The sequence below is a fragment of the Pseudomonas sp. AC193 genome, assembly GCF_979258075.1.
This window is the reverse complement of sequence record NZ_OZ409832.1, coordinates 4474211-4496654: the sequence shown is the minus strand read 5'-3', so window position 1 is coordinate 4496654 and position 22444 is coordinate 4474211. Positions and strand designations below refer to the sequence as shown.

Here is a 22444-nt window from a genome sequence, read left to right as displayed (position 1 = left end):
GGATCAGATCCGTTTGGCTTCTGCTTCGGCTATCAACTGATTTTGTTGCTTGGTGGCTTCGGCCAACACTTCACTGTAAATACGCTTTTTTTGCTCGGATCCGGCATTGCGGATGAAATCGGCGAAGGCGCTTTTTTGGGCGTTGGGTGAGCCGGACTTGGTTGCGTTCATCAATGAGCTCCTGATGTTAAAACCCTACCTCGGCCATCAAATCGGCTCGCGAGTGTCGCTCGGGGATATGGTGGTCGATCTTATCGACGCCAGCTTTATAGAGTCGACCAGAGTTGTCGATATGCTTGAGTAACAGATCGACGGTTACCTGACCTCCAAACTCTAGCTTAAGAGTGTTTACGGAGCTCTGAACCTTCAAGCTGGGCGAACCGAGCGTCTTCCCTAGCCGTGTCAGACATCAGTCGCTAAGCGCAGAAAATCGTTGTGGGCGAGGGAGTGAAGTAGAGCTGCTACGAAGCGCGGCTTTTGCACTGACAGCAGCCATTTCAAGCATCTCAGGGGCAGATGAATAGACAGCATCAACCTGGCGGTCACGTGACCTGCTTTTAAGGCTCATCAAGCCCGCAAAGCTAAGGTCTTTTGAATGCTGCTGGCCGCTTATCATGGAGAGAGTACCCATAAGGTTGAAAATAAACTTTGATTTGAGATGAGCACATACAGGTGGCGCATTTACAGGCGAAGAGCTGTCATTGCAGGGTGTTCGCCGACGAAATGCATAATCATCACACTGTCTAGGCGCAGTGCAAATCCCCATTTTTCGCAATTTCATGATGCGTGCGTGCTTGAATTTCAGCCATAAAAAAAGACGTCCGAGGACGTCTTTTTTTTGAGTTGGTGGAGCCGGGGGGATTTGAACCCCCGTCCGCCAGTACTCCGCTGTCGGTACTACATGCGTAGCCGTTTCTATTAAGTTAACCCTCAGCGACCCGAAGGGCAGGGTGCTTTGGGCGAGTTGTGTAAGTTTTAGCCGCTTCGTCCACAACGTACTGCACGGCGATTCTGTTCTATATGACAATCATTTTGGGTTTACAGACATCCCCTGATGATTGCTGGACCCGAAGGTACCAGAAGGGAAGGCTAAGGCTGCTTACGCAGCGAGAGCGTATTCCCCGTAGGTTTCGTCATTGGCAACTATAAGAAGTTGCAACAGTGGATTTACGACTTCTGTTACCAAGTCGGCATGCACCTAAAGTTTCGCAACCGGCGTCGAATCCTAAACGGCCCCGAACTCATTGCTCAGTACATCTGTTTGAGCAACAAGCCTGCGCAGTGTACGCCAATCGCCCGGGAAGGCCAACCCGAAGGTTGGCTTCCGGGTGTGTCAGTTACGCGTTGGACTGCGGATCTGCATTTTCGCGATCATGCCGTTGGTGATTTCAACGCATTTGCCATCGTCCCCGGCAGCCTGCGCCTTCATGGCGTTTTCTTGAGCGGTCTTGACGTCGTCCACCGAGGTTTCCGGAATGGAAGGCTGGCTGGTGACAAAGTCTTTCATCAGTTGAAGATTCCCGGCACACAGGTCTTTATTCGAATCTGCCGCAAACACCGGCGACGCCAGAAGTGCACCAGCGATGAACAATCCAGCAATTGCAGAATGCTTCATGGGTATCTCCTTGAACGGTTGGTCTCGGTGCTACCGGACAGTCTGGCGGCGTTGCCGAGGTCATAACAGGCTACGTTAGCGTAGGGCCTGTTCAATCGACCGCCGCGCTACGCAGGAATTCGGTTTTTTTTACATCTAGTATGAAAAGGCCATTTCGGCGAGGTCACTTTTTGGTGTCGCCCGACGCGTTCTGGATTTCCAGAATGGTGCGCTGGGTTTCTGCCAGGCAGTCGTCGATCTTGCCTTGGGACTTGAGATCCTGAGCCTTTTGCACGCTGGCCGAGACGCGTGCATTCAGATCAGGCGATGTCTGATATTGCGATTTCGCATTGTTGATCGTCTGCAGATTGGCTTCGCAGAGGCTGGTGGGCTTGTCAGCGGCAAACGAAGTCGACGCCATCACCGAGGCAGTAACGAACAGACCGAGCAGTACAGAGCGTTTCATGTGTATCTCCTTGCGCTGAGGGATCCAGACTTCGCTGACCCTGAGTGCCGGTCACCGAAAGAAGGAACGGCCCCGAGTGTTCGGGGCCTGTTCTGTGGACTGCGGTCTCGCGCAAGGGTTCTGTTTTCTTCAGCAGGCCTTCGCCTGAGTGACTCGATCGACCAGATAAACCAGACCGTGATAGTCGATGCCGCCGTGTTGCGTCAGGCCGATTTCGCAGGTGCGACTGGTGGAAATTCCTTCACTGCAATGCTGCACCGCGTCCTTCAAAGTGCGTAGCGAATGGCTGTTCAGCTCCGGCGTGGTGAAGCCCTTGTCGCCGGCAAAACCGCAGCAATGAATGCCTTCCGGAATCACCACGGTTTTGCTGCATTTGCGCGCCAGATCGATCAACGCCTGGCTTTCGCCCAGGTGCTGAGTGCTGCAGGTCACGTGCACGGCAATCGGTGCGTCTTGTGGGGTGAAGTCCAGTCGATCGAGAAGATGCGTACGGATGAAGCGCACCGGGTCGTACAGATCGAGACGGATTTCTCCCACGTCCTGAACCAGGCGCAACGTGCATGGGCTGGTGTCGCAATAGATTGGGTCGAGACCGCCGCGACTGGCGTGGAGCAAGGCGCTGATCAACTCCTGACGCTTGTGTTCGGCTTGCTCGGCGTAGCCTTTTGAGGCGAAGGGCTGACCGCAGCAGAGGTTGTCCTGATTGTCCGGGAACACCACTTGGTAACCGGCCTTTTCCAGTAGGCCACGGGTTTTGTCGTAGAGCGACATCTGCTCTTTATCTCCCGCCGCCGGGCCCATGACCCGCGAGACACACGCGGCCAGATACACCACACGCGGGCGTTCGTCCGACACACTCGGGCTGAAGCGAATGGCTTTCTCCGGTTGCGGCATCGCATTTGTCCACAACGGCACCTGGCCTTTGGACAAACGCGTCAGCGTTGCCGACAGTTTCGCCAGACGCGGCGCGCCGAGCATCATCCGCGCACCGTTGGCCACATGCAGAGTGAGGCGTGCGCCTTGCAGAGTCTTGGCGAAATTTCCTTCAATCCAGTCAGCCGTTTTCTGATGCGTTGCGTGTCGGCCTCGGAGTTTTTTCACCAGCTCGCCGGTGTTGATGCCTACAGGGCAACGTTGTGCGCACAGACCGGTGGCGGCGCAGGTTTCGATGCCTTGGTATTCGTAGGCTTTTTCCAGTTCGGTGGTGTCGACGCCGGCACGTTTTTTCGCCTGAATATCGCGCCAGATCACGATGCGTTGGCGCGGGCTCAGGGTCAGTCCTTTCGACGGGCAAACCGGTTCGCAGAAGCCGCACTCGATGCACTTATCCACAATCTCATCGGCCGCCGGCAGTGGCTTCAGGTGCTTGAGATGGATCTGCGGATCTTCGCTGAGCACCACGTTCGGGTTGAGAATTCCGTTAGGGTCGAGCAGACGTTTCAGTTGCCACATCAGTTGATAGGCGTCGCTGCCCCATTCCAGTTCCACGAACGGCGCCATGTTGCGACCGGTGCCGTGCTCGGCTTTCAGCGAGCCGCCGAACTCCACGGCGACCAGTTGCGCGACGTCATCCATGAACGCTTGATAGCGTGCGACTTCTTCCGGGTTGTTGAAGCCTTGGGTGAAGACGAAGTGCAGATTGCCTTCCAGCGCGTGTCCGAAAAGGATCGCTTCGTCGTAGGAATGTTTGTCGAACAACTCGATCAAGCGGTTCACACCGATGGCCAATTGTTCGACCGGGAACGTCACGTCTTCGATGATCACCGTGGTGCCGGTTTTACGTACGGCGCCGACGGCAGGGAAGGTGTCTTTGCGAATGGCCCAGAGCTTGGCGTTCTCGGCAGGGTCTTCGGTGAAGTCGACCTGCTTCTCCACCGGGAAACCACTGAGTGACGCCATGATCTGCCCCAGTTGTTCCTGTAGGAGTGCAGAGGTCGCCGCGCGGGATTCGATCAGTAGCGCGCAGGCATTGTTCGACAGTTGTTGTACGAAAGCGGGCATGCCGGGTTTGTCTTGCACCGAGCGCAGACTGCGGCGATCCAGCAACTCTACGGCGGACACCGGTTGGCTTTTCAGCACGGTAACCGCGTTGCAGCAGGTCTCCACATCGGGGAAGACGATCAGCGCCGAGGCCTTGTTCGGGTGATCGATTACCGTGTCGTACGTCACCGCGCTGATGAAGCCGAGCGTGCCTTCGGAGCCGACGAGCAAGTGGCTCAAGATATCCACAGGCTCATCGAAATCCACCAGGGCGTTGAGTGACAGGCCGGTGGTATTTTTCAGACGGTATTTGTGGCGGATTCGTGCAGCCAGTTCAGCGTTGGCGCGGGTCTCGCGGCCCAACGTCGCCAAGCGTTCGAGCAGTTCGCCGTGGCTGGCGTGGAATGCCGCGACACTCGCAGCATCTTCAGTATCGAGCCGTGTGCCATCGGCCAGCACTAACCGAATCCCGGCCAGCGTGTGATAGGTATTTTGCGCGGTGCCGCAGCACATGCCGCTGGCGTTGTTGGCGACGATGCCGCCGATTTTACAGGCATTGATCGACGCCGGATCCGGGCCGATCTTGCGTCCGAACGGCGCCAGCCACGCATTGGCTTGCGCACCAATCACGCCCGGTTGCAGGCGGATTTGCGTACCTTGGCCACGAATCTCGCGCGCGTTCCAGTTATCCCCAAGCACAATCAACACGGAATCGCTGATTGCTTGCCCGGACAGACTGGTACCCGCCGCGCGGAAGGTCACCGGGACATGGTCACGTTGAGCCAACTTCAGCAGCGCCACGACTTCGTCTTCAGATTCAACGCGGATCACCAACTGCGGAATCAGCCGATAAAAACTTGCATCGGTGCCGAAGGCCAGCGTCGATAACGGATCATCAAAACGGCGCTCGGCCGGAATCAGTTGCTGCGCATCACGCAGGAAATTCACTGGAAGTGTCATTGATCCTCCAGGATCAGCACCACAAGGTCTTTCGGGCCGTGGGCGCCGTAGGCCAGCACTTGTTCAATGTCAGCGGTTTTCGACGGGCCGGACACAAGTAGCGCGTTGGTCGGCATGCCTTGCGCCCACTCGAATTCCTGTTGCACCTGATAGAAGTTGTCGCGAATTTCACTGGCCTTGAGCAGGGCGAAATGCACCGGCGGTACCAGACTCATCAGCCGTGGTTCTTCGCGGGTTGGCCACAGGATCAGACTGCCAGTGGCGGCGATCGCACCGAGGGTGCCGGTGAGGCTGGCCGGGGTGTCGTTGAACAGCTCGGCTTTCCATTCTTCCATGGGCCGGTCGTAGGATTTCAGCGTCGGCAGGTCAGGATTGTTCGCCCAGTGTTGTGTGATTTTCTGCCCGTGGGCGGTAGTCGGTGCAATCAACAGGCTCGGTAACTGACGATCGCGCAGCAATTGCGCAAGCAGCGCTGGCCACTCTTCGCCCGAGGTCATGTGGATTTCGGTGTGTACCGCTTCCATCAGTTTGCGCAGTTGCGGGATGCGTTGTTCGGCGCTGTAGGTGTAGGGCTGCGTCACCAAATCGACGTCGAAGTCGTCGGCAATCGGCGTGGCGCCGGTCAGACTTTTCCGCAGTTTGCCGAGGATATTTTGCTTGGCGCTCATCAGCGATCTCCCTGTTTGGCCAGATGCTCGCGGGCCATGTCGTGCAGTGAGCGGGCGGCGGGTTTTGGCGCGCTGTGATTTTGCGTCCACGGGCCGACGTTGCTTGGCGTCAGCGCCCGCAGGCGCGTGGCGAAGAATCCGAACAATCGATACAAGGTTGGCGAGCTATTGAGCCTGGCCCAGGCGTTCCAGATAAAACGTTCCTTGCGCGAATACTTGCTGCCCTGACCGCGCATCACTTGATAGGGGCTGTCCGGGGCTTTGACGTTTTCTTCGCGCAAGCGCCGCAGGATCGCCGGGATAGGAATTTTTACCGGACATACTTCACCGCAGGCACCGCACAGCGATGACGCGCTCGGGTGATCCGGAACCTTGGCCAGGCCAACCATGTGCGGGGTGATGATTTTGCCAATCGGCCCCGGATACACCTCGCCATAAGTGTGACCACCGACGCGGGTGTATACCGGGCAATGGTTCATGCAGGCGCCACAGCGGATGCAGTTCAGGGTCTGACGCAATTCACTGTCGGCGAAAGCCTGGCTGCGACCGTTGTCGAGCAGCACAAGATGCACTTCCTGCGGGCCGTCGAGTTCGTGTTCTTTGCGCGGGCCGGAGATCATGTTGACGTAAGTGGTGATCGGAATGCCCAGCGCCGAGCGTGTCAGCAGCGACAGTAACGGCACCACGTCGCGCAAGTTTTCCACAACCTTTTCGATGCCGGTGACGGCGATGTGCACCGGCGGCACGGTGGTGGTCATGCGGCCGTTGCCTTCGTTTTCCACCAGCAGCAGGGTGCCGGTTTCGGCGACGGCGAAGTTGACACCGGAGACGCCGATGTCCGCTTCGAAGAATTTCTGCCGCAGGACTCTGCGACCGATCTGAATGAGTTGGTCAACGTCCTTGGTGTATTCCACGCCAAGTTTGTCGTGGAACAAGGACGCGACCTGACCGGCATTCTTGTGGATCGCCGGCATAATGATGTGTGAAGGCTTCTCGTGGTCGAGCTGGACGATGTATTCCCCCATGTCGGACTCCAGGCATTCAATGCCTTGAGCCTCGAGGAAATGGTTCATCTCCATTTCTTCGCTGACCATCGATTTGCCCTTGATCACTTGCCGCGCCTCGTGAGCACGGATGATCGATAAGACGATGCCATTGGCCTCGTCCACCGTTTCCGCCCAGTGCACTGTCACACCGTTGCGGGTCAGGTTTGTTTCCAGTTGCTCGAGCAGGTCGGGCAACTTGGAGAGCGCGCGGGCTCTGATCGAGTTGCCCAGAGCACGCAAGTGTTCTCTTTCGTGGGCATCGCTGAAAGCGGCTGCCCGTTTGGTCATCAATGAATCCATCGCAGTGCGGAAGTTGTTCCGCAGTTGCTGATCACCCAAGGCGTTGTGGGCCCGGGTGCGGAAATCTTCTTCTACGGCGACCGTAGGAATAATCGCGGAAGTGCTCATTGCGCACCCCCGGTTCGTTGCCACAGAAAGCTGGCGAGATGTTGCCCGCGTAGCGTTTCTTTTTGTTTCTCCAATGCGCCGTTGATGTTCATCAAACAGCCACAGTCGGCGCTCAACACCTGATGCGCGCCGGAATCCTTCAGCGATCGGGTCTTGTCAGCCACCATCGCGCCGGAAATGTCTGGCATACGGACGCTGAATGTTCCGCCGAAGCCACAGCATTCGCTTTCGTGGTCGTGGTTGACCCGTTCCACGTTGCTCAACTGCGCCAACAACTCGCGGCCGTGCAGGTGGGTGTTCATTTCGCGGCGTGCCGAACACGAAGTGTGCAGGGCGACTTTGACCGGTTCGCCGCTGTCCTTGAGCTGCACCTTGCAGACGAACAGCAGAAACTCGGCCAGTTCATAGGTGCGGGCCGCGAGGGCCTGAACCTGTTTCAACGTGTCCGGCTCGTCCTTGAACAAGTCGGCGTAATGCTCGCGCAGCATGCCCGCGCAGGAACCCGACGGCACCACCACCGGATAATCGCTGGCAAACAGCGCCAGTTGCGAGCGCGCTACCGTCCGCGCCTGCTCGGTGTAACCCGAGGTGTAGGCCGGTTGACCGCAGCAACTCTGCCCTTGCGGGTACTCGACCCGAATCCCTTCGCGCTCCAGCAAGTGGATCGCGTCCATCCCGGCTTCGGGGTAGAACAGATCAACCACGCACGTCCCGAACAGATAAACCCGCGACGGTTTCTCGCTGGGGTATTGCCGAGGTTCGGGCAGTGGCGGTGCCACGCGGGTCGCGTTCGGCACAGCGTTGTAAAAAAGCTCGCTCATCAGGCGTGTCTCCGGGTGATCCCGGTTATCCGTCCGCTGAGGCTGCTGAATATAGAGAGTGTTGCTTTCAGCAGCCTTACAGACCGGGTGGTGAATTGCTGACGCCGGCATCACGAACCGGCGTCGGTTTTTTCCATGGTTCTTGTAGGTTTAGTGCACCAGCATGCCGGTGAACCAGTAGGCCTGAGCCAGGGTGATCAGACCGACAATCGTTGCAAAGAATAGGCTGTGCTTGAGGGTGAAGCGGAACAGATCCGATTCCTTGCCGACCAAACCGGTCGCGGCGCAGGCCACGGCGATCGATTGTGGCGAGATCATTTTGCCGGTCACGCCGCCGCTGGTATTGGCCGCTACCAGCAGGACATCGTTGACGCCGATCTGGTGTGCAGTGGTTGCTTGCAGCGAACTGAACAGCGCGTTGGACGATGTATCGGAACCGGTGAGGAACACGCCGAGCCAGCCGAGGAACGGCGAGAAGAACGGGAACGCCGCGCCGGTACCTGCCAGCACGAGGGCCATGGTCGAGGACATGCCGGAATAGTTAGTGACAAAGGCGAACGCCAACACCATGCCGATCGACAGAATGGGCCAGCGCAGTTCGAAGAAGGTCTCTTTCAAAGTGGTCAGACCAGTTTTGAAATTGATCTTCAGCACCAGCATCGAGATCAGCGCCGAGAAGAAAATCGCCGTGCCGGTCGCGGAAATCGGGTCGAGCTTGAACACCGCTGGAATCGCGGTCGGAGCGGCCACGATCGGTGCGGTCTTGATTACCAGTTGATCAAGGTGCGGAATCGCAAAGTTGAACACCCAGCTGTACATCGAACCGCCAGCGGCGAACATCGCTTTGAAAGGCTTCAGCGTCCAGATCGTTACCAGCACGGTGAGGATCAGGAACGGCGACCACGCTTTGAAAATTTCCCCGAGACTGTAAGGCGAAGCCACGGTGGTGCGCTTCTGGCCGAAACCACCGACGCTGGCGGTAATCGCTGCGCTGGAGGTAGCGCCTGCGATTTGTGCGCCGGCGGTGCGTTTCGGTTGCCAGACTTTGAGGAACAGGGTCAGGGAGATCAGGCTGGCCAGTGCCGAAGTGATGTCTGGCAGTTCCGGGCCAATGAAGTTGGAGGTGAAGTATTGGGTGATGGCGAAGCTCAGGCCCGCGACCAATGCAGCCGGCCAGGTTTCACGAACGCCGCGCAGGCCGTCCATCATGAACACCAGCCAGAACGGCACGAACAGCGACAGCAGCGGCAGTTGGCGACCGGTCATGGCGCCGATCTTGAACGCGTCAATCCCGGTCACTTGACCGGCAACGATGATCGGGATCCCCAAGGCGCCGAACGCAACCGGTGCGGTGTTGGCGATCAGGCACAGGCCAGCGGCGTACAGCGGGTTGAAGCCCAACCCGACAAGTAGCGCGGCGGTAATCGCCACGGGCGCGCCGAAACCGGCGGCACCTTCCAGGAACGCACCGAAGCAGAAACCGATCAGCAGCACTTGCAGGCGCTGGTCGTCAGTAATCGATAACACCGAACTGCGAATGACCTCGAACTGACCACTTTTCACCGTCAGTTTGTAGAGGAATACCGCCGCGACAATGATCCAGGCAATCGGCCACAAACCGTAGGCGAAACCATAACCGGCGGCGGCGAAAGCCATGTCGACCGGCATTTGAAACGCGAAGATCGCCACGGCAATCGACAGGGCGAGGGTGATGCTTCCGGCCACGTGGCCCTTGAGACGGAACACCGCCAGCGCGAGGAAAAAGAACACGATGGGGATGACGGCCGCGAGTGCGGACACGCCGAGACTGCCGAGCGGGCTGTAGAGCTGTTGCCAGGTTTGCATATGGGGTGGCCCCTAATTGTTGTTGGTCAGGCACTGTCAGCGTTCTTGGTTAATTGGTAAGACCAATTTACAATCGCTGTTGGCTAGGGTAAAAGCCTTGGTATCGGTGTGTCAATTTGTCGCCCTAAAACTTTTGTCGAACGTGCAGCGCAGATCGCGTCTGATCCGCTTCGACGAAGTGGCGTCTGGTAGGTGTCGGCAAGGCGCCGATAGGCCAGAATAGAGAGCCCGGCGAGCGGTCGGGATCGTGGAGAAGTGAGTTATGGGGTTTGATCAGATACGTCAGCGCCGTTTGTCTGACGATATTGTCGAGCGACTCGAGGGGATGATCCTTGAGGGCACGCTGAAGTCCGGTGAACGGCTTCCGGCGGAGCGCACGCTGGCCGAGCAATTCGGCGTATCGCGTCCGTCATTGCGTGAGGCGATTCAGAAGCTCGCGGCCAAAGGCTTGCTGGTCAGCCGTCAGGGCGGCGGTAACTATGTGGTGGAAAGTCTGGGCTCAACGTTCAGCGATCCGCTGCTGCATCTGCTCGAAAACAATCCTGAAGCGCAGCGCGACTTGCTCGAGTTTCGCCACACCCTGGAGGCATCGTGTGCCTATTACGCAGCATTGCGCGCGACGGACGTCGATCGTGAACGGCTGACGGCGGCGTTCGATGAGTTGCAGGATTGCTACTCGCGCCACGATGAGGTCAGTCGGGTGGAAGAAGGCGCGGCGGATGCGAAATTCCATCTGGCGATTGCTGAAGCCAGTCATAACGCGGTGTTGCTGCACACCATTCGTGGCTTGTTCGATTTGCTCAAGCGCAACGTGGTGACCAACATTGGCGGCATGTACAAGCAGCGCACGGAAACCCGCGACATGCTGATCACCCAGCATCGGGAATTGTATCTGGCGATTATTGAAGGTCGCGCGGAGCAGGCGCGGGAAGTCTCCAGTCGACACATTTTGTATGTGCAGGAAGTGCTGGAAGAGGTGCGGCAGGAGGTTCAGCGCATGGCTCGGGCGGAGCGGCGCAAGGGCATGTGATCAGTTGTTTGTGTGTTGATGCTGCCATAGCTTTCGCGAGCAAGCCCGCTCCCACATTTGAAATGCATTCCAAATGTGGGAGCGGGCTTGCTCGCGAATACGCTTTAAAGGCAGAAGAAATTAATCTTCCTTGCCCTTGTTGCGCACAGCACGCTGCAGCTCACGACCGGCGTCGCGCTCGCGTTCGGTGTCACGCTTGTCGTATTCCTTCTTGCCCTTGCCCAGAGCAATCTCGCACTTGACCATGTGCTTGCTCCAGTACCAGGACAGGCAGACGCAGGCGTAACCCTTTTGCTGCACCATCGCGGCGAGCTTTTCCAGCTCGCGGCGGTTGAGCAGCAATTTGCGTGTGCGCACCGGGTCAGCGATGACGTGGGTACTTGCGGTCATCAGAGGCGTGATGTGGCTACCGAGCAGCCACGCTTCGCCATCCTTGAGCAGGACATAGCTGTCAACCAGCTGTAGCTTGCTTGCCCGCAGACTTTTTACTTCCCAGCCGGCCAGGACCAGACCAGCCTCGAACTTATGCTCGATGAAGTAATCGTGTCGCGCCTTTTTGTTCTGCGCGATGGTCCTGTTGGGTGTTTCTTCTGTTTAGCCATAGGGGCGGCATTATATGGAGATAAACGGCCGTCGGCTACGGTGATGCTGCGTGCTTGAGCAGGTTGAGTGAATCCCGGACAATGCGGCCTCTTTTTCTAACGCTTGGGCGTGATAAACGATGTCGACAGACAAGGTTTCTGTCCACGGCAGTTGGGCTAGCCGCTGGGTATTCATACTCGCCGCGACCGGTTCGGCCGTGGGACTGGGTAGTATCTGGAAATTCCCCTACATGGTCGGGGTCTACGGCGGCGGTGCGTTTGTACTGATGTTTCTGGCGTGTATCGCCCTGATCGGCATCCCGGTCATGCTCGCTGAAACCCTGATTGGCCGGCGCGCGCGGCAGAGTCCGGCGAACGCCTTGAAGGTATTGGCGCTGGAAGCCGGGCACTCGGCCAAATGGTCGTGGGGCGCGTTTGCCGGGATGATCACGGCATTGCTGATCCTGTCTTTCTATAGTGTGGTCGGCGGCTGGTCGCTGGATTACATCGTCGACATGGGTCGCGGTGACTTCCAGGGCGCGACGGCCGATCAAGTCGGTGCGTATTTCGGCAATGTCATCGCCGATCCATGGCGCCTGACACTTTGGCACACGATTTTTATGCTGTTGTCCGCCTTCGTCATCGCCAAAGGCGTGGTTGCCGGGCTGGAACGCAGCCTGCGCATCATGATGCCGTTGCTGTTTGTGATGGTGCTGGTGTTGCTCGGTTACAGCATGACCACCGGGCATTTCATGGAAGGCGTGCATTTCATGTTCGACTTCCATCCGGAAAAAGTCCTCGACGGTCTGTTGCCTGCGATGGGCCACGCGTTCTTCTCGCTGAGCGTTGGCGTCGGCTCGATCATGATCTACGGCGCGTACATGCCGAAGAACGCGTCGCTGTCCGGCACGGTGGTCGGCGTGGCGCTGCTTGATACCTTTGTCTCGCTGGTCGCTGGTCTGGCGTTGTTTCCGATCGTCTTCGCCGCCGGCCTGAACCCGAGCGAAGGCCCGGGCCTGATGTTCGTCAGCCTGCCATTTGCCTTTGGTAACGTAGCCTTCGGCCAATTGATGGGCGTGGTGTTCTTCGTGCTGGTCGCCGTTGCGGCCTGGAGTTCGGCGATTTCTTTGCTCGAGCCGATGGTGGCGTATCTGGTTGAGCGCACCAAAGTCAGCCGCGCCTGGGTGACGTTTTGGTTGGCGTTTACCTGCTGGTTCGTCGGTTTGGGCACGGTGTTTTCCTTCAATATTTGGAAGGAAGCCAAATTTTTCGTGAACGAAGACGGTCTGTTCCACCTCTACCAATGGGGTGCGAAGAGCGGTCTGGACTTCTTCGGTGTGATCGATTTCTTCACCTCGCGGATCATGTTGCCGCTCGGTGGCCTGTGTTTTGTATTGTTCGCCGGATGGGTGATGGGGCGTGAAGCGGTGCGTGACGAGTTGTCGATCCGCAACCCGAAACTGTTTTCCCTGTCTCTGTTCTTGATGCGCTACGTGGCGCCAATCGGCATTGTTGTAGTGTTTGCCGCTCAGCTCTGGAAGTAACGCTTACATGACGACTCATATTCAACGCTCAGCCCTGCTGCCGTACCCGGCGCAATTCCTCTACGACCTGGTCAACGACGTAGCGCGTTACCCGGAGTTTCTGCCGTGGTGCTCGGCGGCCGAGGTGCTGGAAAGCTCGCCTGAGCACATGCGCGCCAGTGTTGGCGTGGCGAAGGGCGGGCTGAGTCAGCATTTCGTCACGCGCAATACGCTGGTACCGGGCCAGTCGATCGAGATGAATCTTGAGGAAGGCCCGTTCAATCAGTTGCACGGCGTCTGGGTATTCAAGGCGTTGAACGAAAAGGCCTGCAAGATCAGCCTGGATTTATCGTTCGATTACGCCGGGCCGCTGGTGCGTGCGACGTTGGGGCCGCTGTTCAATCAGGCTGCCAACACATTGGTGGATGCGTTCTGCCAGCGCGCCAAGCAGATGCATGGTTAAGCCGGTGATCGAGATAGAAGTGGTGTATGCCGCGGTTGATCGCCAGGTTCTGGACACGGTCAGCGTGGCAGAGGGCACGACAGTACGTGCTGCAGTGCTCGCTTCGGGTATTGCTGGCGCGTTTCCTGAGCTGAATCTGGAGGAATGTTCGCTAGGGATTTTCGGCAAGGTAGTGCCGGATCCAGACTCGCGGGTGATTCAGGCAGGCGAGCGCATTGAGATTTACCGCTCTCTGCTCGCTGATCCGAAAGAAGTTCGACGCTTGCGTGCGGCCAAAGCAGCTGAGGCTAAAGCGCGAAATCTTTAAATAAGCCAAACGCCAGACAATAAAAAACCCGGAATTTCCGGGTTTTTTATTGCGTCGCAAATTATTGCGGCGTGGTGTCCAGCGGCTCTGGTGTCGGAACCGGAACGGTTTCCACACCATCGACGTCCTTCTGGATCTGATCCAGCAAGGAACCTGGCTTGACCGGTTTTTCCGGTGCTGGCTTCTCGGTGTTTTCAGCAGGAGCGGTCACGTTAGTGCCACTGTCCTTACCGAGAATGGCTTCGTCACGGCTGACGCCCGGCATAAAGTCACCGGACAAGCTGACTAGCTGGTCGTTAGAATTGAAGATAACGCTGACGCGTTCCTGTTGGCGTTCACCGCCACCCGGTTGCAGGCTATACAGGTAATCCCAGCGATCGGCATGGAACGTGTCGGTCAGCAGGGGGTTACCCATAATAAACCGTACTTGCGGCCGGGTCATTCCCGGGCGTAACTGGTCTATCATATCCTGCGTGACGACATTGCCCTGCTGGATGTCGATTTTGTAAACCCCGGGGAATGAACAACCGGCGAGTGCGAGCAGTCCCACAAAGGTGAAACTGGTTAGCAAGAGCTTGGTGTTTTGCATCGGTGGGCGACTTCCACTATCTTGGCTGGGACAACGTAAACGCCGATCATACCCGCATTAAGAGAAGCTGCGAAGCAGCATCGCGAGAAAGCTGACCATGGTTGAAAATAGCGAACTACGCAAAGCCGGCCTCAAAGTGACCCTGCCACGGGTCAAGATCCTGCAAATGCTCGACTCTACCGAGCAGCGTCACATGAGTGCCGAGGACGTCTACAAGGCGTTGATGGAAGCTGGCGAGGACGTAGGTCTGGCCACGGTTTACCGTGTTCTGACCCAGTTCGAAGCAGCTGGCCTGGTGGTCCGTCACAACTTCGACGGCGGCCACGCGGTATTCGAACTGGCTGACGGTGGCCACCACGACCATATGGTCAACGTGGAAACCGGTGAAGTGATCGAATTCTTCGACGAAGAAATCGAAAAACTTCAGAAGTCGATCGTCGAGAAGCATGGCTTTGAGATGGTTGATCACAACCTGGTGCTGTACGTCCGCAAGAAAAAGTAAGCATGTCGCGCGAATTCAGGTTCGCGAAACGAGCGAAGGCGACCCAAGGGTCGCCTTCGTGCTTTCTATTGTTTCAAAATCTTAAACTTTCGCGGTAACCACCATTTTTTTCGCGTGAGCCAACGATTCCTTGGTCAGATCGATGCCGCCAAGCATCCGCGCGACTTCTTCTATACGTTCGTTCTTGCTCAGCTTGGACACAGCTGTGTGGGTTGCCTCATCGCCACGCACCTTGTGCACAAACAGGTGCTGATGACCCTGCGCGGCCACCTGCGGCAAATGCGTCACCGTCAGTACCTGTCCGCGTTCACCCAGGCGACGTAGTAACTGGCCGACAATTTCCGCCGTCGGGCCACCAATGCCCACGTCCACTTCGTCGAATACCAGCGTTGGCACCCGGGATGTCTGCGCAGTGATCACCTGAATCGCCAGGCTGATCCGCGACAGCTCACCACCGGACGCCACTTTCGCCAGCGCTTTGAGCGGTTGCCCGGGGTTGGCGCTGACCAACAATTCGACCTGTTCCAAGCCGTTCGGCAGCAGTTCGTCACTGCTGTTGGCGCGCAGCTCGATGGTGAATCGGCCGCCGGGCATGCCCAGACGCTGAATCTCTTGTTCCACTGCACTGGCAAGGCTGCCGGCGGCCTGATGGCGCAAATCGCTCAGCTCGCGGGCCTTCTCTTGATAATGACGGGCGTAGGACGCCAGCTCCTCACCCAGACGCTCGATGGATTCATCGTTGGCATTCAGGGTTTCGATTTCATCCAGCAGCTTCTGCTGCATTTCCGCGACTTCGGTCGGCTGGATCCGGTGTTTGCGCGCCAGCGTATAAATAGCATCGAGGCGTTCTTCCAGATATTGCAGACGTGCCGGATCGGCATCGAAGTTGTCGAGGAATCGATTGAGTTCACCGACAGCCTCTTCAACCTGAATCTGCGCGCTGGTCAGCAAGCTGCTGGCTTCGCCCAGAGCACCGACCGAATTATTCACGCTCGACAGGCGATTGAGACTGGCGGTCAGCGCGTTCAGGACATTGCCCGAATCACTTTCGCTGCATTGCTCGACCACTTGCCGGCAAATGCCCAGCAAGGTTTCAGCGTTGGTCAGGTTTTTGTGTTCCTGCTCCAGTTGCTCCAGTTCGTTATCGCCGAGACCGAGGTTTTCCAGTTCTTCGAGCTGATAGCTGAGCAGTTGATGGCGCGCGCGTTGTTCGTCGCCGGAATTGGAAAGGCGCTCCAGTTCCTGACGGGTCTGGCGCCAGCGCTGGGCAGCCAGTTGAACCTGACGGGCCAGATCGGTCGCGCCGGCGTATTCGTCGAGCAAACGGCGATGGGTATCGGTTTTCAGCAGCGACTGGTGTTCATGCTGGCTGTGGATATCGATCAGCAATTCGCCAAGGGACTTGAGGTCGCCGAGCGGGCAGGGCGTGCCGTTGATGTAGCCACGCGAACGGCCTTCGCTGGTGATGACCCGACGGAGGATGCACGGGCCGTCGATGTCCAGATCGCGCTCGGCCAGCCAGGCGCTGGCCTCGGGGATGTCGACCAGATCGAACGTCGCGAGGATGTCGGCCTTGTCGGCGCCCGGGCGAACCACGCCGCTGTCGGCACGATCGCCCAGGGTCAGGCCGAGGGCGTCGAGCATGATCGACTTGCCGGCGCCGGTTTCCCCTGTGATCACGCTCATCCCGCGATCAAGTTCGAGATCGAGATGTTCAACGATGGCGTAGTTATGTACGGACAGGTGCACCAGCATAAAGGCCGCTCCCAGGCTTTAGGTCTGGTTATTTATACAGTGTTTTGTTTCGGCCTGACAATGCCCTCGCTTAGCTCGATTTGCTTGAACCGCAAAACTTCTTAGCGCATCAGGGAATGAGAATGCGGCACTTTTTTGTAGGGTTAATGCTTGAAGGCCCTTGAAGCCTGATTTTGCGGCCCCATATATCGGGACAGAAGCGCGGGTCAGGCTCGCGGAAGAAATTGAAAGGAGAATTCTATGGCTGACGAACAGACAGTAGATACGCAAAACCCAGATGCCCCTCAGGCGCCGGAAGGTTCGAGTGATGACCTGGCGACCCGTGTGCAAGTGCTCGAAGAGCAATTGGCCGCAGCGCAAGATCAATCTCTGCGCGTAGCTGCCGATCTGCAGAACGTCCGCCGCCGTGCCGAACTGGACGTCGAGAAGGCGCACAAATTCGCCCTGGAGAAATTCGCCAGTGACCTGCTGCCGATCGTTGACAGTCTGGAGCGCGGTCTCGAGTTGTCGAACCCGGACGACGAAAGCATCCGTCCGATGCGCGAAGGCATCGAGCTGACGCTGAAAATGTTCCACGACACCCTCAAGCGTTATCAGCTTGAAGCGATCGATCCGCATGGCGAACCGTTCAACGCTGTTTACCATCAGGCGATGGCTGCACAAGAAAGCGCCGACGTAGAACCGAACAGCGTTCTGAAGGTGTTTCAGAAAGGCTACCAGCTCAACGGTCGCCTGTTGCGCCCGGCCATGGTTGTGGTCAGCAAGGCGCCTGCGCCAATTTCGCCTTCGATTGACGAGAAGGCTTGAAATTAGCCGCAAGGCCCCCATTTAGAAGTCAAGCGTTTAAGTGCTACCGCAGTCAGCCACCACTGCTGCGGCATCCAAATCCAAAGTTTCGGGAGAGTTAACATGGGCAAAATTATCGGTATCGACCTGGGGACCACCAACTCCTGCGTCTCCGTGCTGGAAAACGGCAAAGCAAAAGTTATTGAAAACGCTGAAGGCGCGCGTACTACGCCGTCGATCATCGCTTACGCCAACGATGGCGAAATCCTGGTAGGTCAGTCGGCCAAGCGTCAGGCTGTGACCAACCCGCACAACACTCTGTACGCAGTTAAGCGTCTGATCGGTCGTCGTTTCGACGAAGAAGTTGTGCAGAAAGACATTCAGATGGTTCCGTACAAGATCGCCAAGGCTGACAACGGCGACGCTTGGGTTGAAGTGAACGGCCAGAAAATGGCGCCGCCACAAATCTCGGCTGAAATTCTGAAGAAGATGAAGAAGACCGCCGAAGACTACCTCGGCGAGCCAGTGACTGAAGCGGTCATTACCGTTCCGGCCTACTTCAACGACAGCCAGCGTCAGGCGACCAAAGACGCCGGCCGCATCGCGGGTCTGGACGTAAAACGTATCATCAACGAACCAACCGCAGCCGCTCTGGCTTACGGTATGGACAAGGCCAAGGGCGATCACACCGTGATCGTTTATGACCTGGGTGGCGGTACTTTCGACGTCTCCGTGATCGAAATCGCTGAAGTTGACGGCGAGCACCAGTTCGAAGTGTTGGCCACCAACGGTGACACGTTCCTGGGCGGTGAAGACTTTGACATTCGTCTGATCGACTACCTCGTCGACGAATTCAAGAAAGAAAGCGGCATGAACCTCAAAGGTGACCCGCTGGCGATGCAGCGCCTGAAAGAAGCCGCTGAGAAAGCCAAGATCGAACTGTCCTCGAGCCAGTCGACCGACGTTAACCTGCCGTACATCACTGCAGATGCGACCGGTCGCTAAGCACCTGAACGTGAAAATCTCGCGTGCCAAGCTTGAAGCACTGGTTGAAGACCTGGTTCAGCGCACCATCGAACCTTGCCGCATCGCCATGAAAGACGCTGGTCTGGACGTTGGCGCGATCAACGACGTGATTCTGGTCGGTGGTCAGACCCGTATGCCGCTGGTACAGAAGCTGGTAACCGATTTCTTCGGTAAAGAAGCACGTAAAGACGTGAACCCGGACGAAGCTGTTGCCATGGGTGCTGCGATTCAGGGCGCTGTTCTGGCCGGTGACGTGAAAGACGTTCTGCTGCTCGACGTCAGCCCGCTGACCCTGGGTATCGAAACCATGGGTGGCGTGATGACCGCGCTGATCGAGAAAAACACCACGATTCCTACCAAGAAATCGCAAGTGTTCTCGACTGCCGACGACAACCAGGGCGCTGTGACCATTCACGTGCTGCAGGGTGAGCGTAAGCAAGCCACTCAGAACAAGTCCTTGGGCAAGTTCGACCTGGCGGACATTCCACCTGCACCACGTGGCGTGCCACAGATCGAAGTAACCTTCGACATCGACGCCAACGGCATCCTGCACGTCGGCGCGAAAGACAAGGCTACCGGCAAGACTCAGTCGATCGTGATCAAGGCCAACTCCGGTCTGTCCGATGACGAAATTCAGCAAATGATTCGTGATGCTGAAGTCAACGCGGAAGAAGACCGCAAGTTCGAAGAACTGGCCGCTGCCCGTAACCAGGGTGATGCACTGGTTCACTCGACTCGCAAAATGGTTGCTGACGCGGGCGACAAAGTCACCGCCGAAGAGAAGACTGCGATCGAAGCGGCTGTGGTTGCTCTGGAAGCCGCTGTCAAAGGCGACGACAAGGCTGCTATCGAAGCGAAGGTTGAAGAGCTGTCGAAAGTCTCCGCTCCGGTTGCTCAGAAGATGTACGCCGAACAGGCTCAGCCAGCTGATGGCGCAGCCCCGCAAGGCGAATCGGCTGAGAAGGCTGACGACGTTGTCGATGCAGAGTTCGAAGAAGTCAAAGACCACAAGTAAGTTGTTGGTCGGCCGGTTGACTGCCTTCGGGCAGTGACTGGTAGGATGTCGCCGCGCGGGAGCTAGCTCCCGCGTTGGCGTATCTGGAATACGCGAATTTTTACAGCATGCGACAACGTTCGGATGCTGGCGGTATGGCCGGGAATGCTCCTGCTTTTCGCGCCGCAAGTACCGCAGAATCAAAGACCAGGATCGTTGAATTGACGTGAGTTGGGTCCGGGCCTGTATTGGGGCTCAACGAGTTTGGCGATCCTCAGGAGGGGTTTGCCGGACGTCCTCAAGAGTGCAGAAGACTTATGGCAAAGCGTGACTATTACGAAGTGTTGGGTGTTGAGCGTGGCTCAAGCGATGCAGACCTGAAGAAGGCCTACCGTCGTCTGGCGATGAAGCATCACCCGGACCGTAATCCCGATGACAAAGCGTCGGAAGAACTGTTCAAAGAGGCCAACGAGGCCTACGAAGTACTGTCCGATTCCAGCAAGCGTGCGGCTTACGACCAGTACGGTCATGCCGGCGTCGACCCAAGCATGGGTGGCGGCGGTGCTGGTTTTGGCGGTCAGAACTTCTCTGACATCTTTGGCGATGTCTTCAGTGATTTCTTCGGTGGCGGTCGCGGCGGTGGTCGTGGCGGCGCTCAGCGTGGCAGTGATCTGCGCTACACCCTGGAGCTGAATCTGGAAGAAGCGGTGCGCGGCACGTCGGTGAATATCCGCGTTCCGACATTGGTCAACTGCAAGCCGTGTGATGGTTCGGGCGCCAAGAAAGGCTCCTCACCATCGACGTGCCCGACCTGCGGCGGCATCGGTCAGGTGCGCATGCAGCAAGGCTTCTTCTCGGTGCAGCAAACCTGCCCGCGCTGCCATGGTCAAGGCAAGATCATTTCCGATCCGTGCGATTCCTGCCACGGTGACGGTCGCGTTGAAGAGTACAAAACCCTCTCGGTCAAAGTACCGGCCGGCGTCGACACCGGCGACCGCATTCGTCTGTCCGGCGAAGGCGAAGCGGGTACGCAGGGCGGCCCGACGGGCGACCTGTACGTGGTCATCAACGTCCGCGAGCACGACATTTTCCAGCGCGACGGCAAGCATCTGTTCTGTGAAGTGCCGATCAGCTTTGTCGACGCAGCATTGGGCGGCGAGCTGGAAATCCCGACCCTCGACGGTCGCGTCAAACTGAAAATCCCTGAAGGCACCCAGACCGGCAAGCAGTTCCGTGTGCGTGGCAAAGGTGTAGCGCCGGTGCGTGGCGGCGGTGCAGGCGATCTGATGTGCCGCGTTGCGGTCGAAACGCCGGTGAATCTGAACCGTCGTCAGCGCGAACTGTTGGAAGAATTCCGCAGCTCGCTGGCCGACGACAACAGCCATTCACCGAAAACCACCGGTTGGTTTGACGGTGTGAAGCGCTTCTTCGGCGATCTGTAAGGAGTCGGCATGCGACGTATAGCTGTGATGGGCGCTGCTGGGCGCATGGGTAAGATTCTGGTCGAAGCCGTGCAACAGCGCGCGCCGCTGACCGGTTTGACCGCTGCCGTGGTGCGTCCGGGCAGCACGTTGATCGGCGTTGATGCCGGTGAGCTGGCTTCGCTGGGTCGTATTGGCGTGCCGTTGTCCGCTCACATCGAAGCCGTGGCTGAAGAGTTCGATGTATTGATCGACTTCACCCTGCCCGAAGTGATGCTGAAAAACCTGGCGTTCTGCCGCAAGGCAGGCAAAGCCATGGTCATCGGTACGACCGGGCTGGACGCGGCGCAGAAGCAATTGCTGGCCGATGCCGGGAAAGACATCCCGATCGTGTTTGCCGCCAACTTCAGCGTCGGGGTCAACCTGTCGCTGAAATTGCTCGAGATGACCGCGCGGGTGCTGGGCGATGAGGCTGACATCGAGATCATCGAAGCTCATCACCGGCACAAGATCGACGCGCCTTCGGGTACCGCGCTGCGCATGGGCGAAGTGATTGCCGATGCGCTGGATCGTGATCTGCAGAAGGTCGCTGTCTATGGGCGTGAAGGCCACACCGGCGCTCGTGAGCGTGAAACCATCGGTTTTGCCACGGTTCGCGGCGGTGATGTGGTCGGCGATCACACCGTGCTGTTTGCCTGTGAGGGCGAGCGTCTGGAAATCACCCACAAGGCTTCCAGCCGCATGACCTTCGCCAAGGGCGCGGTGCGTGCTGCGCTGTGGCTCGACGGTCGTGAGCCGGGCCTGTATGACATGCAGGATGTGCTCGATCTGAAGTAATTCGATCGTGAAAAAAACAAGGCGCGTAAAGCGCCTTTGTTTTGTCTGAAGTTTCAATTTTTGAAAGGAATGCAACGGATGCAACCATTGGATCTGGCCGATGTGGCCAAGTACGTCGAAGACAATATCGGCACGTTTCACCAGAAGCGCCTCGACAGCCTGTCGCGGTTGAAGCTCAAGAGTGTGCTCAAGCGCAAGAATCCCTACATGTTCAAAGCCAAGGACATGCAGACGGCGGAGCAGATCGTTCGCGGGATTGTTGATGCGCACGTGTCTTCTAACGAGGAAACCCTGTTCGGCGATTGGCTGGAAGGGCTGGCGATCTTCATCAATGGCAAGACCTATGGAGGATGGAAGTCAGCGGTCGCCGGTGTTGATCTGGAGTTTGATAAAGACGGGCGCCGTCATCTGGTCGCGATCAAGTCCGGGCCGAGCTGGGGCAACAGCTCGCAGATCACCCAAATGCGCACCAACTTCAAAACGGCGCAGCGGACATTGCGTACCAGCCAGTCCGGCCTGAACATCGTTGCCGTCAACGGTTGCTGCTACGGGCGTGATAACAATCCGGACAAGGGCGACTACAGCAAACTCTGCGGGCAGCGTTTCTGGGAGTTTATCTCGGGCGACCCGGATCTGTTTGTCGAGCTGATCGGGCCGCTGGGCTTTAAGGCGCACGAGCGTAATGCCCAATTCCAGGACTCGTACACGCAACTGGTCAACCAGTTCACGGAAGAATTCACCCGCGAGTTTTGCAACGCTGAGGGTGCGATCCAGTGGGATCGTCTGGTACGCCTCAACTCTTCAAGCGATGAGTGAGGCGTGAGGCTTGAGGGAGCAGACGC

General features: G+C 57.7%; 19 protein-coding genes, 1 other RNA gene and 2 pseudogenes. 10 read left to right on the top strand and 12 right to left on the bottom strand.

The window, feature by feature from the left end:
- Positions 1-3: 3 nt before the first annotated feature.
- From ACZZ0D_RS20360 to ACZZ0D_RS20320, 9 genes are all read right to left on the bottom strand, one after another.
- The gene (locus ACZZ0D_RS20360; RefSeq protein ID WP_463554116.1) at positions 4-171 is read right to left on the bottom strand and encodes a hypothetical protein; all 168 of its coding nucleotides are present in this window, start codon (positions 169-171) and stop codon (positions 4-6) included.
- Positions 172-844: 673 nt separating this feature from the next.
- Positions 845-1237: a transfer-messenger RNA gene (gene ssrA / locus ACZZ0D_RS20355) on the bottom strand.
- A 96-nt stretch (positions 1238-1333) separates the two neighbouring features.
- Positions 1334-1615 carry a hypothetical protein gene (locus ACZZ0D_RS20350; RefSeq protein WP_463554115.1) on the bottom strand — a complete coding sequence of 94 codons (282 nt, stop codon included), beginning with the start codon at positions 1613-1615 and terminating at the stop codon, positions 1334-1336.
- 163 nt (positions 1616-1778) lie between these two features.
- Positions 1779-2060, bottom strand: coding sequence for a hypothetical protein (locus ACZZ0D_RS20345; protein ID WP_463554114.1), 282 nt, complete (start codon positions 2058-2060; stop codon positions 1779-1781).
- 129 nt (positions 2061-2189) lie between these two features.
- The gene (locus ACZZ0D_RS20340) at positions 2190-5000 is read right to left on the bottom strand and encodes an FAD-binding and (Fe-S)-binding domain-containing protein (RefSeq protein ID WP_463554113.1); all 2811 of its coding nucleotides are present in this window, start codon (positions 4998-5000) and stop codon (positions 2190-2192) included.
- Positions 4997-5668 (bottom strand): LutC/YkgG family protein, encoded by a 672-nt coding sequence (locus tag ACZZ0D_RS20335; RefSeq protein WP_463554112.1) that lies wholly within the window; start codon positions 5666-5668, stop codon positions 4997-4999. The genes ACZZ0D_RS20340 and ACZZ0D_RS20335 overlap by 4 nt, the downstream gene beginning before the upstream one ends.
- Positions 5668-7122, bottom strand: coding sequence for a LutB/LldF family L-lactate oxidation iron-sulfur protein (locus tag ACZZ0D_RS20330; RefSeq protein WP_463554111.1), 1455 nt, complete (start codon positions 7120-7122; stop codon positions 5668-5670). The genes ACZZ0D_RS20335 and ACZZ0D_RS20330 overlap by 1 nt, the downstream gene beginning before the upstream one ends.
- Positions 7119-7943, bottom strand: coding sequence for a (Fe-S)-binding protein (locus ACZZ0D_RS20325; RefSeq protein ID WP_463554110.1), 825 nt, complete (start codon positions 7941-7943; stop codon positions 7119-7121). Before ACZZ0D_RS20325 ends, ACZZ0D_RS20330 begins: the two co-directional genes overlap by 4 nt.
- Positions 7944-8093: 150 nt before the next feature.
- Positions 8094-9788: a lactate permease LctP family transporter gene (locus ACZZ0D_RS20320; RefSeq protein ID WP_463554109.1), complete on the bottom strand. Its 1695-nt coding sequence runs from the start codon at positions 9786-9788 to the stop codon at positions 8094-8096.
- A gap of 262 nt (positions 9789-10050) precedes the next feature.
- On the opposite strand from ACZZ0D_RS20320, the gene ACZZ0D_RS20315 reads away from it, so the two are divergent.
- Positions 10051-10818: an FCD domain-containing protein gene (locus tag ACZZ0D_RS20315; RefSeq protein ID WP_212544105.1), complete on the top strand. Its 768-nt coding sequence runs from the start codon at positions 10051-10053 to the stop codon at positions 10816-10818.
- A 120-nt stretch (positions 10819-10938) separates the two neighbouring features.
- Here ACZZ0D_RS20315 and smpB read toward each other — a convergent pair.
- Positions 10939-11420, bottom strand: a pseudogene (gene smpB / locus ACZZ0D_RS20310) (SsrA-binding protein SmpB).
- A 119-nt stretch (positions 11421-11539) separates the two neighbouring features.
- Between smpB and ACZZ0D_RS20305 the strand changes: the two are divergent.
- Genes ACZZ0D_RS20305 through ACZZ0D_RS20295 form a run of 3 tightly spaced genes read left to right on the top strand, consistent with a single transcriptional unit; the run spans position 11540 to position 13692 of the window.
- Positions 11540-12943 carry a sodium-dependent transporter gene (locus tag ACZZ0D_RS20305; protein ID WP_463554108.1) on the top strand — a complete coding sequence of 468 codons (1404 nt, stop codon included), beginning with the start codon at positions 11540-11542 and terminating at the stop codon, positions 12941-12943.
- Between the two features lie 7 nt (positions 12944-12950).
- Complete coding sequence (locus ACZZ0D_RS20300) at positions 12951-13385, top strand: type II toxin-antitoxin system RatA family toxin (protein ID WP_007915213.1); 435 nt, start codon at positions 12951-12953, stop codon at positions 13383-13385.
- Positions 13378-13692 (top strand): RnfH family protein, encoded by a 315-nt coding sequence (locus tag ACZZ0D_RS20295; RefSeq protein WP_463554107.1) that lies wholly within the window; start codon positions 13378-13380, stop codon positions 13690-13692. The genes ACZZ0D_RS20300 and ACZZ0D_RS20295 overlap by 8 nt, the downstream gene beginning before the upstream one ends.
- A gap of 61 nt (positions 13693-13753) precedes the next feature.
- On the opposite strand, the gene ACZZ0D_RS20290 is transcribed toward ACZZ0D_RS20295, so the two are convergent.
- Complete coding sequence (locus ACZZ0D_RS20290; RefSeq protein ID WP_053117016.1) at positions 13754-14281, bottom strand: outer membrane protein assembly factor BamE; 528 nt, start codon at positions 14279-14281, stop codon at positions 13754-13756.
- 97 nt (positions 14282-14378) lie between these two features.
- Between ACZZ0D_RS20290 and fur the strand changes: the two genes are divergently transcribed.
- On the top strand, positions 14379-14783 hold the full coding sequence (gene fur / locus ACZZ0D_RS20285) for a ferric iron uptake transcriptional regulator (protein WP_008088309.1): 405 nt from the start codon (positions 14379-14381) through the stop codon (positions 14781-14783).
- 81 nt (positions 14784-14864) lie between these two features.
- Here the strand turns inward: fur and recN are convergent, their stop codons facing one another.
- Positions 14865-16538 carry a DNA repair protein RecN gene (gene recN, locus ACZZ0D_RS20280; RefSeq protein ID WP_463554106.1) on the bottom strand — a complete coding sequence of 558 codons (1674 nt, stop codon included), beginning with the start codon at positions 16536-16538 and terminating at the stop codon, positions 14865-14867.
- 240 nt (positions 16539-16778) lie between these two features.
- Between recN and grpE the strand changes: the two genes are divergently transcribed.
- The 5 genes and pseudogenes from grpE to ACZZ0D_RS20255 all read left to right on the top strand — a co-directional run bounded on the left by grpE (position 16779) and on the right by ACZZ0D_RS20255 (position 22418).
- Positions 16779-17345, top strand: coding sequence for a nucleotide exchange factor GrpE (gene grpE, locus ACZZ0D_RS20275; RefSeq protein WP_053117018.1), 567 nt, complete (start codon positions 16779-16781; stop codon positions 17343-17345).
- A gap of 102 nt (positions 17346-17447) precedes the next feature.
- Positions 17448-19365: pseudogene (gene dnaK, locus ACZZ0D_RS20270) on the top strand (molecular chaperone DnaK).
- Between the two features lie 296 nt (positions 19366-19661).
- Positions 19662-20786, top strand: coding sequence for a molecular chaperone DnaJ (gene dnaJ / locus ACZZ0D_RS20265; protein ID WP_053117020.1), 1125 nt, complete (start codon positions 19662-19664; stop codon positions 20784-20786).
- A gap of 9 nt (positions 20787-20795) precedes the next feature.
- Positions 20796-21602: a 4-hydroxy-tetrahydrodipicolinate reductase gene (dapB, locus tag ACZZ0D_RS20260; protein ID WP_053117021.1), complete on the top strand. Its 807-nt coding sequence runs from the start codon at positions 20796-20798 to the stop codon at positions 21600-21602.
- 78 nt (positions 21603-21680) lie between these two features.
- Positions 21681-22418, top strand: coding sequence for a PmeII family type II restriction endonuclease (locus tag ACZZ0D_RS20255; RefSeq protein WP_463554105.1), 738 nt, complete (start codon positions 21681-21683; stop codon positions 22416-22418).
- Positions 22419-22444 lie beyond the last annotated feature (26 nt).